Below are 13,879 nucleotides of genomic sequence, written 5' to 3' on the forward strand. Positions count from 1 at the left end.
GATCATTGTAGGAAGAGTGCCATGCCGATTTACGCATACCGCTGCGCATCCTGCGGCCACGAAAAAGACGTGCTTCAGAAAATGAGCGATGCACCGCTCACGCAATGTCCTGCCTGCGGAAAGGACGCCTTTTCCAAACAGGTCACCGCGGCGGGTTTCCAGTTGAAGGGCTCCGGCTGGTATGTCACCGATTTCCGGGGCGGCAGCAACGGCGGCGGCTCGTCGAACACGGCGGCGTCGAAATCCGGCGAAGCGGCTGCCGCGAGCGACAGCGGGAACGCGGGCGCGGCATCGTCGTCCGATGCATCGACGCCTGCAAGCACGGCGCCTGCCGCTGGCGCGTCGGCGGCACCGGCATCCCCGGCGTCGTCGGGCGCGGCCTGACGCCTGAACGCCGGGCGCGTCGCGCGGCTCTATCCGCTGTTCATCGGACGGCCGCGCATATCCAACGCATGCAAGATCCGCGACGAACGCGATAACCGCGATAACCGCGCCCAGCCCGCTCAACCGCCCGCAGCGACCATATCGATTACAACGTGACCACGAAAAAGACTACGCTCAAATCCGTGTTCCTCACCGGCCTGCTCGTGCTGGTGCCGCTCGCCATCACCCTGTGGGTGCTCGGCCTCGTGATCGGAACCATGGACCAGACGCTGCTGCTCTTGCCGTCCGCGTGGCAGCCGGAGCGCGTCTTCGGCTTCCATCTGCCGGGCTTGGGCGCGGTGCTGACGCTGGCGTTCATCTTCATCGTCGGCTTGCTCACGCAGAATTTCATCGGGCAAAAGCTCGTGCTGTGGTGGGACGCGATCGTTCGTCACATTCCCGTCGTCGGCCCGCTTTATACCAGCGTGAAGCAGGTGTCCGACACGCTGCTCTCGTCGAGCGGCAATGCATTCCGCAAGGCGCTGCTGATCGAATATCCGCGCAAGGGCTCGTACACCATCGGCTTTTTGACCGGCATTCCCGGCGGCGACGTGCTCAACCATCTGAAGGAAGACCACGTGAGCGTCTATGTGCCGACGACGCCGAACCCCACGTCCGGCTTCTTTCTGATGATGCCGAAAAGCGAAGTCGTCGAACTGGATATGACCGTCGACGCCGCACTGAAGTACATCGTCTCGATGGGCGTGGTCGCCCCTGCCCCGAGCGCGCCGCTCACGCCGGTCGCGCCCGCCCGCCGCCCCACCGAGCCGCCGATGTAATGCCGGCGCGCGCGCCGCGAATCACGCCGACCAAGAGCACGATCCGCGCGCGAGCCGTTGATTAACGAACAACGAAAGACACACACATCATGTCGATGCGATCTGAATACTGCGGTCTGGTGACCGAAGCCCTCCTGGGCCAAACCGTCTCGCTGTGCGGCTGGGTGCATCGCCGCCGCGATCACGGGGGCGTTATCTTCATCGACTTGCGCGATCGCGAAGGGCTCGTTCAGGTCGTCTGCGATCCGGACCGCGCCGAGATGTTCGGCGTGGCCGAAGGCGTGCGCAACGAGTTCTGCGTCCAGGTGAAGGGCGTGGTGCGCAACCGTCCCGAAGGCACGGCCAACGCCAATCTCACGAGCGGCAAGATCGAAGTGTTGTGCCACGAGCTGACGGTGCTGAATGCATCGGTGACGCCGCCGTTCCAGCTCGACGACGACAACCTCTCGGAAACCACGCGCCTCACGCATCGCGTGCTCGACCTGCGCCGTCCGCAGATGCAGAAGAACCTGCGTCTGCGCTATCGCGTGGCGATGGAAGTGCGCAAGTATCTGGACGCGCAAGGCTTCATCGACATCGAAACGCCGATGTTGACGAAGAGCACGCCGGAAGGCGCGCGCGACTACCTCGTGCCGTCGCGCGTGAACGCGGGACAGTTCTTCGCGCTGCCGCAATCGCCGCAATTGTTCAAGCAATTGCTGATGGTCGCGAATTTCGACCGTTACTACCAGATCACCAAGTGCTTCCGCGACGAAGACCTGCGCGCCGACCGTCAGCCGGAATTCACGCAGATCGACTGTGAAACCTCGTTCCTGAACGAGCAGGAAATCCGCGATCTCTTCGAAGAGATGATCCGCCACGTCTTCAAGGAGACGATGGACGTCGCGCTGCCGGAACAATTCCCGGTCATGCTGTACTCGGAAGCCATGCGCCGCTTCGGTTCCGACAAGCCCGACCTGCGCGTGAAGCTGGAATTCGCCGACCTGACCGACGCCGTGCGCGACGTCGACTTCAAGGTGTTCAGCATGCCGGCGAACTCTAAGGACGGCCGCGTCGCTGCGTTGCGCGTGCCGAAGGGCGGCGAGCTGTCGCGCGGGGACATCGACGGTTACACGGAATTCGTGCGCATCTACGGCGCGAAGGGCCTGGCGTGGATCAAGGTCAACGACAAGACCAAGGGCCGCGACGGTCTGCAAAGCCCGATCGTCAAGAATCTGCATGACGCCGCGCTCGCCGCGATCATGGAGCGCACGGCGGCGCAAGACGGCGACATCATCTTCTTCGCGGCGGATCGCGCGAAGGTCGTGAACGACAGCCTGGGCGCGCTGCGCCTGAAGATCGGCCATTCGGAATTCGGCAAGGCGAACGGCCTGCTCGAAACCGGCTGGAAGCCGCTGTGGGTCATCGACTTCCCGATGTTCGAATACGACGAGGAAGAGAACCGCTACGTGGCCGCGCATCACCCGTTCACGAGCCCGAAGGACGAGCACCTCGAATATCTCGAAACCGATCCGGGCCGCTGTCTCGCGAAGGCGTACGACATGGTGCTGAACGGCTGGGAAATCGGCGGCGGTTCCGTGCGTATCTTCCAGGAAGACGTGCAGAGCAAGGTGTTCCGCGCGCTGAAGATCGGCGCGGAAGAAGCGCGTCTCAAGTTCGGCTTCCTGCTCGACGCGCTGCAGTACGGCGCGCCGCCGCACGGCGGTATCGCGTTCGGTCTGGACCGCATCGTCACGCTGATGTCGGGCGCCGATTCGATCCGCGACACCATCGCGTTCCCGAAGACGCAGCGCGCGCAGGACCTGCTCACCCAAGCGCCGAGCGAAGTGGACGAGCGCCAGTTGCGCGAACTGCATATCCGTCTGCGTCAGCCGGAGCAGAAGGCGAGCTAACGTCGCAGTGAGCGTCGTAATGTTGTGATGAAAAAGGCGCGGGCTGTCATGGCCCGCGCCTTTTTCGCTTTTTGCGTTACAGTCTCCGGGACCAAGACAGATAAAGAAGCGCGTTCCTTACGCCATGCAGAAACCGCCCAAAATCCCCGAATCCGTACTGGTCGTCATTCATACGCCGGACCTCGATGTGCTCATCATCGAGCGCGCGGACCACAAAGGTTTCTGGCAATCGGTGACGGGCTCGAAAGATCATATCGACGAGCCGTTCGCGGAAACCGCCGCGCGCGAAGTGCAGGAAGAGACGGGCATCGTCGTCGGCAGTCCGCTCGTGCCGGAGGCCGCGCTGCTCGACTGGCATCACAGCATTCAGTACGAGATTTATCCGCAGTGGCGGCATCGCTATGCGGAAGGCGTCACGCACAATACCGAACACCAGTTCAGCCTCTGTGTGCCGCACTGTCTGGAAGTGACACTCGCGCCGCGCGAACACACGTCGCATCTTTGGCTGCCGCTTCGCGAGGCCGCCGACCGCTGCTTTTCGTGGTCGAACCGCGAAGCGATCCTTCAATTGCCCGAGCGCCTCGCGGCGCATAACCGATGATCGGTGTGCGTCCGCGGCGCAGTTTCAAGCGGTTGCGTCAGGCGCTGTTTTCCGGACGGCGTCCGCCGCGGCTTTGCTTCACCGTCGGCAATCACGTTCGCATTTTCCAGAGCGGCGTCGAATTTTTCCCCGCGCTGATCGAGCGTATCGACAACGCGAAGACGTCGGTGTCGCTCGAAACCTACATCTTCGCCAACGACGATATTGGCCGCGCCGTGTCCGATGCCCTCGTGCGCGCAGCGACGCGCGGCGTGGTGGTGCGCGTGATCACCGATGGCGTCGGCACGCAGGGCAATCTCCCGATGTTTGCGCAGTGGAAGGAAGGCGGCGTCGATCATCGCGTGTACAACCCGCATCTGCTGTTCGGGCCGCTGGGTTTTTCGCGGACGCATCGCAAGCTCGCGCTGATCGACAACGTGCACGCGTTCTGCGGCGGCATCAATATCGTCGATGACTTCGACCAGAACGGCACGCGACTCGCCGAGCCGCGCTGGGACTTCGCGATGGAAGCGCAAGGGCCCGTTGTCAAAGACGTGCGCGATGCGTTCGACCTGCAATGGCAGCGCATTCGCCTGGGCGTGAAACCGCGCGAGCCGCGTTCGCCTAACTGCGATCCCGAGCCGCCGCAAAGCCGATGGGGTTCGCGTCGTGCATTGCGCGCACGCCAGCGCGCGCGTCTGGGCGAAATCCACGCGGTGGACCGGCCGTGCGTGGCGTTCGTCGCGCGCGACAATCTGCTGAACCGGCGCGCCATCGAGAAGGCTTATCTGCGCGCCATCGCCCATGCCGAGCGTGAAGTGCTGCTGGCCAATCCCTACTTCATGCCGGGCCGCAAGCTGCGGCGCGCGCTGGTGCACGCGGCGCAACGCGGCGTGCGCGTCTCGCTCGTGATCGGGCGCAAGGAGTTCGTCGCGCTCGACTACGCGACGCCTTTCCTCTATGGCAACTTGCTGAAGCACGGCGTGCGCATCGCCGAATATGAGAAAACGATGCTTCACGGCAAGGTCGCTGTCGTGGACGCCGACTGGGCGACGATCGGTTCATCGAACCTCGACGCGCTCTCGCTCGTCCTGAACAACGAAGCCAACATGGTGCTCGTCAATCACCCGGAAATCGCCGGTTTGCACGACGCCATTCTTCAGGCTTTTGACGAAGCCAGTCCCATCGACGAGAAGCATTACGCGTCGCGCCCGCTCTTCGAGCGCGTGCTCAGTTGGCTTGCCTACAACACCTATCGCGCGATGATGAAGATGATCACCATCGGCCAATACGATTGAAGCCAAAAACTGCGTCCCGACAGGCAGAATAGATGCCGAGTGGCAAACATCTCCCACAGAATGGGAACTCGGGCAGTCACTTACATGCAGTCCGTGCATAAAAAGGGACAATCAACGCGCCAAGTTAAGACTTATCTTATTGAGGTTGGCAGCGTTTTAGAAACGGGTTTCTAAAAATTTGCTTGTTACACCGGCGTTCGGCCACAATAATAGAACGGCCGTTCGTTTTCAATCGGGACTGAGAGGACGGTAGGGATCATGCGAAAAGGCGAACAGACGCGGGCCGCGATTCTCGACGCAGCGTTGGATCTGGCAAGCAGGGACGGGCTGGAAGGATTGACGATCGGACTTCTGGCCGAACGGATGCAGATGAGCAAGAGCGGCGTCTTTGCGCACTTTGGCTCACGCGAGGACTTGCAGGTGGAAGTGGTGCGCGAGTACCACCGCCGTTTCGAAGACGAAGTGTTCTTCCCGAGCCTGCGCGAGCCGCGCGGCTTGCCGCGATTGCGCGGAATGATGAGCCGATGGATGGAAAGGCGCATCGAGGAAGTGACGACGGGCTGCATCTACATCAGCGGCGCGGTCGAGTATGACGACCGGGCGGCGAGCGCGGTGCGAGAGCAGCTCGTCAGCAGTGTGACGACCTGGCGGGAGGCGCTCTTGCGGGCGATTCGTCAGGCGAAGGAAGAGGGGCATCTGAAGCCGGAGACGGATCCGAAGCTGATGCTCTTCGAGTTGTACAGCTTCACGCTCGGCCTGCATCACGACGCGCGCTTCCTGCATCTGCCCGAAGCCGTGCAACTGACGCGGGACGCGCTGGAAAAGACGTTCCTTTCGTATCAGACGTCGAATTTGTCCGCCGATGGCGGCGCGCGGCAGGCGGTCGAGCCGGGCGCACTGGGGGCTGCGAGTTCGCCGACGACACTTACAACGCATCAAACCGGCAGCCGTTAGCGGTGCCGATCGAATCGGCCTGAAGGGTTCGGCGGCGCGCGACGACAAGCACGAGAAACTGGAGAGACTCATGGGACAGTACGCCGCCCCCCTTCGCGACATGCAGTTCGTGCTGCACGAACTGCTGAACGTCGAAGCCGAACTGAAGCGCATGCCGAAGCACGCTGAGCTGGATGCGGACACCATCAATCAGGTGCTCGAGGAAGCCGGCAAGTTCTGCTCCGAGGTCGTGTTTCCGCTGAATCAGGTCGGCGACCGCGAGGGCTGCACGTATGAGAGCGATGGCGTCGTGAAGACGCCGGCTGGCTTCAGGGAGGCGTATCGACAGTACGTCGAGGCGGGCTGGCCCGCGCTCGGCTGCGATCCCGAATTCGGCGGGCAAGGGCTGCCCGCGTTCGTGAACAATGCGTTGTACGAAATGTTGAACTCCGCGAATCAGGCGTGGACGATGTACCCCGGCCTGTCGCACGGCGCGTATGAGTGCCTGCACGCGCACGGCACGCCGGAGCAGAAATCGGTTTATCTGCCGAAGCTCGTCGAAGGCGTGTGGACCGGCACGATGTGCCTGACCGAACCGCATTGCGGCACGGACCTGGGCATTCTGCGCACGAAGGCCGAACCGAACGGCGACGGTTCTTACGCGCTCACCGGCACGAAGATTTTCATTTCGAGCGGCGAGCACGACATGGCGGAGAACATCGTGCATCTGGTGCTCGCGCGTTTGCCGGGCGCGCCGATGGGCACGAAGGGCATTTCGCTGTTCATCGTGCCGAAGTTCGTGCCGGACGCGAATGGCGCGGTCGGTGAGCGCAACGGCGTCAAGTGCGGATCGATCGAGCACAAGATGGGCATCCACGGCAACGCGACGTGCGTGATGAATTTGGATGGCGCGAAGGGCTGGCTCGTCGGCGAGGCGAACAAGGGCTTGAACGCCATGTTCGTGATGATGAACGCGGCGCGGCTGGGCGTCGGCATGCAAGGCTTGGGTCTCACCGAAGTGGCGTATCAGAATTCGCTCGTGTATGCGAAGGAGCGTCTGCAGATGCGCGCGCTCACCGGGCCGAAGGCGCCGGAGAAACCGGCTGATCCGATCATCGTGCATCCGGATGTGCGTCGCATGTTGCTGACGCAGCGGGCGTATGCCGAAGCGGGCCGCGCGTTCGCGTATTGGGCGGCGCTCAACATCGACAAGGAGTTGTCGCACGAGGACGAGGCGGCGCGCCGTGAGGCGGCTGATTTTGTCGCGTTGCTGACGCCTGTGATCAAGGCGTTTCTCACCGATAACGCGTTCGAAGGCACGAACCTCGCGATGCAGATTTACGGCGGGCACGGCTTCATTTCCGAATGGGGCATGGAGCAGTATGTTCGCGATGCGCGCATCAACATGATTTACGAGGGCACGAATTCGATTCAGGCGCTCGATCTGCTCGGCCGCAAGATTCTCGGCGACATGGGCGCGAAGATGAAGCGCTTTGGCAAGCTCGTGGCGGCGTTCATCGAGGAAGAGGGCGTGAAGCCCGAGATGCAGGAGTTCATCAATCCGCTCGCGGATATTGGCGAGAAGGTGCAGAAGCTCACGATGGAGATCGGCATGAAGGCCATGCAGAATCCTGATGAGGTCGGCGCTGCGGCCGTGCCGTATTTGCGTACTGTCGGGCATCTCGTGTTTTCTTATTTCTGGGCTCGCATGGCACGGGTGGCGCTCGATCGCGCTTCTTCCGGCGATGCTTTCTATGCCGCGAAGCTCGCTACCGCGCGGTTTTATTTCGCCAAGCTGCTGCCTGAGACCGCTTCTTCTATTCGCGCTGCGCGTTCGGGGTCCAAGTCGTTGATGGAATTCGATGAGGCGTGGTTTTGATTCGTTGTCGTTGAACTTGTAGGCGCGTCGGTCTATTGGCTCGCCCCTCCCCGGGGCGGGGGTCACTTTCTTTGCTGCTGCAAAGAAAGTAACCAAAGAAAGCAGCTTTTCTGGCCCGATGCACCTGACCATGTGGACACTCCGTAGAACCACGGTGGCAATCGAATTAATTAGCAGCCTTGAATGACCTTCCACGCCCGCCGAGCGCCACCCCATCCGAGCCCCCGGGCTCGTTAACACCATCGGGACGCGCCGGCCCAAATTTGACGACGGCGTTGCGTGGTGAAGTGGCCATTTAGTGCGAAGCGCTAGCACTAGCACACGTTCGGTGTTGTCGAGCCGAGGGGCTCGGAGGACGTGGCGCTCAGCGGGCGTGGAAGGTGATTCAAGGCTGTTTCAAGATCGAGTGCCACCGATTTTCTGCGAAGTGACCCCGTGATTGGATGCTTTGGGCGGATCGAAAAAAAGCTGCTTTCTTTGGTTACTTTCTTTGCAGCAGCAAAGAAAGTGACCCCTCCGCCGGGGAGGCGGCTACTGAATAGAACTGCAAGACAACGCATCAAAGAACCCAACGCGCTGCAAAGAGCAAAAAACCCCAAACCGGAGGTAAAACCCAAGTGAGCACCTTGAACATTCGCAAAGTCGCCGTGCTCGGCGCCGGCGTGATGGGCGCGCAGATCGCCGCGCATCTGATCAACGCCCGCGTGCCCGTGCTGCTGTTCGACCTTCCCGCGAAGGAAGGCGCGAAGAACGCCATCGCGCTGAAGGCAATCGAGAATCTGAAGAAGCTGTCCCCAGCCCCGCTAGGCATAAAAGACGATGCCCAATACATCGAACCGGCCAACTACGACGACGACATCGCGAAGCTGAAAGACTGCGATCTCGTCATCGAAGCCATCGCCGAGCGCATGGACTGGAAGCACGACCTGTACAAGAAAGTCTCGCCGCACCTCGCGCCGCACGCCATCTTCGCGAGCAACACATCGGGCCTCTCGATCACCGAACTGTCGAACGGCTTCAGCGACGATCTCAAGCAACGCTTCTGCGGCGTGCACTTCTTCAATCCGCCGCGATACATGCATCTGGTCGAACTGATCCCGACCGCATCGACGAATCCGGAAATCCTCGATCAACTCGAAACGTTCCTCACGAGCGTCATCGGCAAAGGCGTCGTGCGCGCGAAAGACACGCCGAACTTCATCGCGAACCGCGTCGGCGTGTTCTCGATCCTCGCCGTGATCGCCGAAGCGGAGAAATTCGGCCTGCGTTTCGACGAAGTCGACGACCTCACCGGCTCGCGCCTCGGCCGCGCGAAATCCGCGACCTTCCGCACCGCCGATGTCGTCGGCCTCGACACGATGGCCCACGTCATCAAGACGATGCAGGACAATCTCGCCGACGATCCGTTCTTCTCCGTCTACTCCACGCCGCCCGTGCTCGCCGAACTGGTGAAGAACGGCGCGCTCGGCCAGAAGACGGGCGCGGGCTTCTATCGCAAGGAAGGCAAGGCGATCAAGGTGCTCGACCCGAAGACGGCGCAATACGTCGATGGCGGCGCGAAAGCCGACGAGATCATCGGCCGCATTCTGAAGCGCCCGCCCGCCGAGCGCTTCAAGCTGCTGCGCGAAACCGACAACAAGCAGGCGCAATTCCTGTGGGCCATCTTCCGCGACGTGTTCCATTACATCGCGGTGCATCTCGAATCCATTGCTGATAACGCGCGCGATGTCGATCTCGCCATCCGCTGGGGCTTCGGCTGGAATCAGGGGCCGTTCGAAAGCTGGCAAGCGGCCGGCTGGCAGCAGATCGCGAAGTGGGTGCAGGAAGACATCGATGCCGGCAAGGCGCTCTCGAACGCGCCGCTGCCCGCGTGGGTGCTCGACGGCCCCGTCGCGGAGAAGGGCGGCGTTCACGGCGACGAAGGATCGTGGTCGCCCGGCGCGCGCAAGTTCGTGCCGCGCTCGACGCTGCCGGTCTACGGCAAGCAAGTGTTCCGCGCGCCGCTCGTCGGTGAAAGCGGCGCCGATCCGAAGACCTTCGGCAAGACGCTCTTCGAAACCGAAAACGTGCGCGCCTGGCTCGACGACGATCAGGGCGATGTCGTCATCGTCTCGTTCAAGACGAAGATGAATACCATCGGTCCGGGCGTGATCGACGGCCTCACGCAAGCCATCGAACTCGCGGAGAAGGAATATCGCGGCGTCGTGATCTGGCAGCCGACGTCGCTGCAACTCGGCGCGCCGGGCGGCCCGTTCTCGGCGGGCGCGAATCTCGAAGAAGCGATGCCCGCGTTCATGATGGGCGGCGCGAAGGGCATCGAACCGTTCGTGAAGAAGTTCCAGCAAGGCATGCTGCGCGTGAAGTACGCGAACGTGCCGGTGGTCGCGGCGGTATCGGGCATCGCGCTCGGCGGCGGCTGCGAATTGCTGCTGCAATCGGCGAAGCGCGTGGCGCACATCGAAAGCTATATCGGGCTCGTGGAAGTGGGCGTCGGTCTCGTGCCGGCGGGCGGCGGACTGAAGGAAGCCGCGTTGCGCGCAGCCGAAGCCGCGAGCGCCGTCAACGCGACGAACGACCTGCTCAAGTTCCTGCAGAAGTCGTTCGAGAACGCGGCGATGGCGAAGGTCTCGGCCTCCGCGCTCGAAGCCCGCGCGATGGGCTATCTGAAGCCGTCGGACACCATCGTGTTCAACGTGCACGAGTTGCTTGACATCGCGAAGAAGGAAGCGCGCGCGTTGTCGGATGCCGGTTATCGCGCGCCGTTGCGCGTGAAGCAGGTGCCGGTCGCGGGCCGCTCGGCGATCTCGACGATCAAGGCGTCGCTCGTGAACATGCGCGACGGGCGTTTCATCAGCGCGCACGACTTTCTGATCGCGAGCCGCATCGCGGAAGCGGTGTGCGGCGGCGACGTAGAAGCGGGCAGTCTCGTCGATGAAGAATGGCTGCTCGCGCTCGAGCGCCGCGCGTTCGTCGAACTGCTCGGCACGCAAAAGACGCAGGAACGGATCATGGGCATGTTGCAGACCGGCAAGCCGGTGCGCAATTAATCGCGGAGCAAGCAATGAGCAAACAACTTCAAGACGCATACATCGTCGCCGCGAGCCGCACGCCGATCGGCAAGGCGCCGCGCGGCGTGTTCAGAAACACGCGCCCGGACGAGCTGCTCGTCCACGCGATCAAATCGGCCGTCGCGCAAGTGCCGGGGCTCGACACCAGCGTGATCGAAGACGCGATCGTCGGCTGCGCGATTCCCGAAGCCGAGCAAGGGCTGAACGTCGCGCGCATGGGCGCGTTGCTCGCCGGCCTGCCGCAGTCGGTCGGCGGCGTGACGGTGAACCGCTTCTGCGCGTCCGGGCTGACGGCGCTCGCGATGGCGGCGGACCGCATCCGTGTCGGGGAAGCCGATGCGATGATCGCGGGCGGCTGCGAATCCATGAGCATGGTGCCGATGATGGGCAACAAGCCGTCGCTGTCGCCGCATATCTTCGATCGCAACGAGGATGTCGGCATTGCATACGGCATGGGGCTGACGGCGGAACAGGTGGCCGAGCGCTGGAAGGTGAGCCGCGAGGCGCAGGACGCGTTCGCGGTGGAGTCGCATCGCCGTGCATTGGCGGCGCAGCAATCGGGCGAATTCGCCGATGAAATCGCCGCGTACACGCTGAACGAGCGCTTCCCGGATCTCGCGTCCGGCGAAGTGCGCGTGAATGCGCGCGAGATTGCGTTCGACGAAGGTCCGCGCGCCGACACCACGCTCGAAGGTCTCGCGAAGCTGCGTCCCGTGTTCGCGAACAAGGGCTCGGTGACGGCGGGCAACAGCTCGCAGACGTCGGATGGCGCGGGCGCGTTGATCGTCGTCTCGGAAAAGATCCTGAAGCAGTTCAACCTGACGCCGCTCGCGCGTTTCGTGAGCTTCGCGGTGCGCGGCGTGCCGCCGGAGATCATGGGCATCGGGCCGAAGGAAGCGATTCCGGCCGCGCTGAAAGCGGCTGGGCTTACGCAGGACGACCTCGACTGGATCGAACTGAACGAGGCGTTCGCGGCGCAATCGCTCGCGGTCATCAACGATCTCGGCCTCGATACGTCGAAGGTCAATCCGCTCGGCGGCGCGATCGCGCTCGGGCATCCGCTCGGCGCGACGGGCGCGATCCGCGCATCGACGGTCGTGCACGGCCTGCGCCGCCGCAACCTGAAGTACGGCATGGTGACGATGTGCGTCGGCACCGGCATGGGCGCGGCGGGGATCATCGAACGCGTTTGAGGCCGAATGGTCCGCGAGCGCCGTCGCTCGCGGATCGACATGAAGGAGACAGCGGATGGACATTCAGATCGAACGCGCGGAAGGCGTGTTGAGCATCGTGCTCAATCGTCCGGAGAAGAAGAACGCGATCACCGCGGCGATGTATCAGGAAATGGCCGACGGCCTCTACGAAGCCGAGAAGGACCCGGCCGTGCGCGCCGTGCTGCTGCGCGGCAACGGCGGCGCGTTCAGCGCGGGCAACGACCTCGAAGACTTTCTCAACGATCCGCCGAAGGACCAGGACGCGCCCGTGTTCCAGTTCCTGCGTCGCTTGAGCGCGATGCCGAAGCCCGTGATCGCGGCGGTATCGGGCGTGGCGGTGGGTATCGGCACGACGATGCTTCTGCATTGCGACATCGTCTACGCCGCGAAGCACGCGAAGTTTTCGCTGCCGTTCGTGCAACTCGGGCTGTGTCCGGAGGCGGCGTCGAGCTTGCTGCTGCCGCGCATCGCGGGCTATCAGCGCGCGGCCGAGAAGCTGCTTCTGGGCGAAGCGTTCGATGTCGATGAAGCGATCGGCATGGGCTTCGTCAACGGCGCGATGGACGCCGCCGAACTCGACGCCTACGCCTTCGAGCGTGCGAGGCGGCTTGCGGCGCTGCCGGCCGGATCGCTGCGCACGACGAAGGCGCTGATGAAAGGCGCGCAGTCGACGGACGTGGCCGCGCGCATGGAAGAAGAGGCGGCGCATTTCGCGCGGATGCTCGTCGCGCCGGAAGCGCGGGAGGCGTTCGCGGCGTTCTTCGGGAAGCGGAAGGCGGATTTCACGCAGTTCGAGTGAGGCCGCTCACTCCACGTCGTATTCCACGAAGCTGCTCTCCCGCGCGAAGCTGACGAGCCGCAATCCCGCCTGCTTGGCAATCGCAATGGCAAGCGACGTCGGCGCGGAAATGGTCACGACCATCGGCACGCCGACGCGCGCCGACTTGCGCACGAGTTCATAGCTCGCGCGGCTCGACAGGAAGACGAAGCCTTGCGTCGTGTCCACGCGCTGCAGCACAAGCTGACCGATGAGCTTGTCGAGCGCGTTGTGCCGGCCGACATCCTCGAACGCGAATCGCACGGCGCCGCTTTCGTCGCACCACGCGGCGGCGTGCAGGCCGCCCGTGAGCTTCGTCAATCGCTGATGCCCGGGCAACTCGCGCGCCGCGCGCTCGATCGCATCGGGCGAGAGCCGCGCGAGAAAGCCCGTGTCCGGCACCCGCTCCGGCTGAAGATCCAGCAAGTCGATGCTCTCGATCCCGCACACGCCGCAACCCGTGCGCCCCGCGAGCGCCCGCCGCTTGTCCTTCAGCGATGCGAACGCCTGCTGCACCACCTGCAAATGCACCTCGGCGTGCGGCAGCGCGTGACCGTCGTCGCGGTAATAGACCTCGATATCGTGGATATCGCTTCCCCGCTCGACGATGCCCTCCGTCAGCGAGAAGCCCACCGCGAACGCTTCGAGATCGCGCGGCGTGCACATCATCACCGCGTGCGAGATGCCGTTGTACACGAGCGCGACGGGCCATTCCTGACCGACGTTATCGCTCGCGACGGCAGTCTCGCCGCGCCGGTTTCTTCGCACTTGCCGTTCGACATAGCCCGGCTGATCTTCGGTTTCGATTTGATTCACTTGACTGCACTCCGTTGCCGCACGAACGATGACCGACGACGCCCGGGTATGCGGCTTGCTAAAGGAACGTGCTGTTCGCGCTGGTTCACAGGCGCACGCAGCGGCACAGATTGCACGGTTCCAGTTCAACACCAGGCCCTACAATAACTTAAGCGGGCGATGGGCGCCGGCGCGCGCCCC

The 13,879-nt window shown here is 63.2% G+C and carries 11 protein-coding genes; 10 read left to right on the forward strand and 1 reads right to left on the reverse strand.

The window, feature by feature from the left end; all coding sequences use genetic code 11:
* The first annotated feature begins 21 nt into the window (after window positions 1–21).
* The 10 genes from NCR39_RS01340 to NCR39_RS01385 all read left to right on the forward strand — a co-directional run bounded on the left by NCR39_RS01340 (window position 22) and on the right by NCR39_RS01385 (window position 12,865).
* The gene (locus NCR39_RS01340; protein WP_250450253.1) at window positions 22–384 is read left to right on the forward strand and encodes an FmdB family zinc ribbon protein; all 363 of its coding nucleotides are present in this window, start codon (window positions 22–24) and stop codon (window positions 382–384) included.
* A 152-nt stretch (window positions 385–536) separates the two neighbouring features.
* The gene (locus NCR39_RS01345) at window positions 537–1,202 is read left to right on the forward strand and encodes a DUF502 domain-containing protein (RefSeq protein ID WP_040052999.1); all 666 of its coding nucleotides are present in this window, start codon (window positions 537–539) and stop codon (window positions 1,200–1,202) included.
* 89 nt (window positions 1,203–1,291) lie between these two features.
* Window positions 1,292–3,094: an aspartate--tRNA ligase gene (aspS, locus tag NCR39_RS01350; protein WP_250450254.1), complete on the forward strand. Its 1,803-nt coding sequence runs from the start codon at window positions 1,292–1,294 to the stop codon at window positions 3,092–3,094.
* A 124-nt stretch (window positions 3,095–3,218) separates the two neighbouring features.
* Entirely contained in the window at window positions 3,219–3,695 is a 477-nt protein-coding gene (gene nudB / locus NCR39_RS01355) for a dihydroneopterin triphosphate diphosphatase (protein WP_040052997.1), read from the forward strand.
* Entirely contained in the window at window positions 3,695–4,972 is a 1,278-nt protein-coding gene (locus tag NCR39_RS01360; protein ID WP_502800168.1) for a phospholipase D-like domain-containing protein, read from the forward strand. The genes nudB and NCR39_RS01360 overlap by 1 nt, the downstream gene beginning before the upstream one ends.
* A gap of 258 nt (window positions 4,973–5,230) precedes the next feature.
* Complete coding sequence (locus NCR39_RS01365; protein ID WP_250450257.1) at window positions 5,231–5,926, forward strand: TetR/AcrR family transcriptional regulator; 696 nt, start codon at window positions 5,231–5,233, stop codon at window positions 5,924–5,926.
* A gap of 70 nt (window positions 5,927–5,996) precedes the next feature.
* Window positions 5,997–7,784: an acyl-CoA dehydrogenase C-terminal domain-containing protein gene (locus tag NCR39_RS01370; protein WP_250450258.1), complete on the forward strand. Its 1,788-nt coding sequence runs from the start codon at window positions 5,997–5,999 to the stop codon at window positions 7,782–7,784.
* Window positions 7,785–8,401: 617 nt separating this feature from the next.
* Complete coding sequence (locus NCR39_RS01375; protein ID WP_250450259.1) at window positions 8,402–10,831, forward strand: 3-hydroxyacyl-CoA dehydrogenase/enoyl-CoA hydratase family protein; 2,430 nt, start codon at window positions 8,402–8,404, stop codon at window positions 10,829–10,831.
* Between the two features lie 14 nt (window positions 10,832–10,845).
* Complete coding sequence (locus NCR39_RS01380) at window positions 10,846–12,045, forward strand: acetyl-CoA C-acyltransferase (protein ID WP_250450260.1); 1,200 nt, start codon at window positions 10,846–10,848, stop codon at window positions 12,043–12,045.
* Between the two features lie 55 nt (window positions 12,046–12,100).
* Window positions 12,101–12,865 carry an enoyl-CoA hydratase gene (locus NCR39_RS01385; RefSeq protein ID WP_250450261.1) on the forward strand — a complete coding sequence of 255 codons (765 nt, stop codon included), beginning with the start codon at window positions 12,101–12,103 and terminating at the stop codon, window positions 12,863–12,865.
* A gap of 6 nt (window positions 12,866–12,871) precedes the next feature.
* Here NCR39_RS01385 and fdhD read toward each other — a convergent pair whose 3' ends face one another.
* Window positions 12,872–13,699, reverse strand: a complete 828-nt coding sequence (gene fdhD, locus NCR39_RS01390; RefSeq protein WP_250450262.1) for a formate dehydrogenase accessory sulfurtransferase FdhD — start codon at window positions 13,697–13,699, stop codon at window positions 12,872–12,874.
* Window positions 13,700–13,879: the final 180 nt, after the last annotated feature.

The sequence above is a fragment of the Caballeronia sp. ATUFL_M2_KS44 genome, from assembly GCF_023630965.1.
GTDB lineage: Bacteria > Pseudomonadota > Gammaproteobacteria > Burkholderiales > Burkholderiaceae > Caballeronia > Caballeronia concitans.

Coding starts and splice junctions, on each gene's coding strand:
- NCR39_RS01380 (WP_250450260.1), top strand. CDS start 10,846: ATGAGCAAACAACTTCAAGACGCATACATCGTCGCCGCGAGCCGCACG.
- NCR39_RS01340 (WP_250450253.1), top strand. CDS start 22: ATGCCGATTTACGCATACCGCTGCGCATCCTGCGGCCACGAAAAAGAC.
- aspS (WP_250450254.1), top strand. CDS start 1,292: ATGTCGATGCGATCTGAATACTGCGGTCTGGTGACCGAAGCCCTCCTG.
- NCR39_RS01370 (WP_250450258.1), top strand. CDS start 5,997: ATGGGACAGTACGCCGCCCCCCTTCGCGACATGCAGTTCGTGCTGCAC.
- nudB (WP_040052997.1), top strand. CDS start 3,219: ATGCAGAAACCGCCCAAAATCCCCGAATCCGTACTGGTCGTCATTCAT.
- NCR39_RS01385 (WP_250450261.1), top strand. CDS start 12,101: ATGGACATTCAGATCGAACGCGCGGAAGGCGTGTTGAGCATCGTGCTC.
- NCR39_RS01365 (WP_250450257.1), top strand. CDS start 5,231: ATGCGAAAAGGCGAACAGACGCGGGCCGCGATTCTCGACGCAGCGTTG.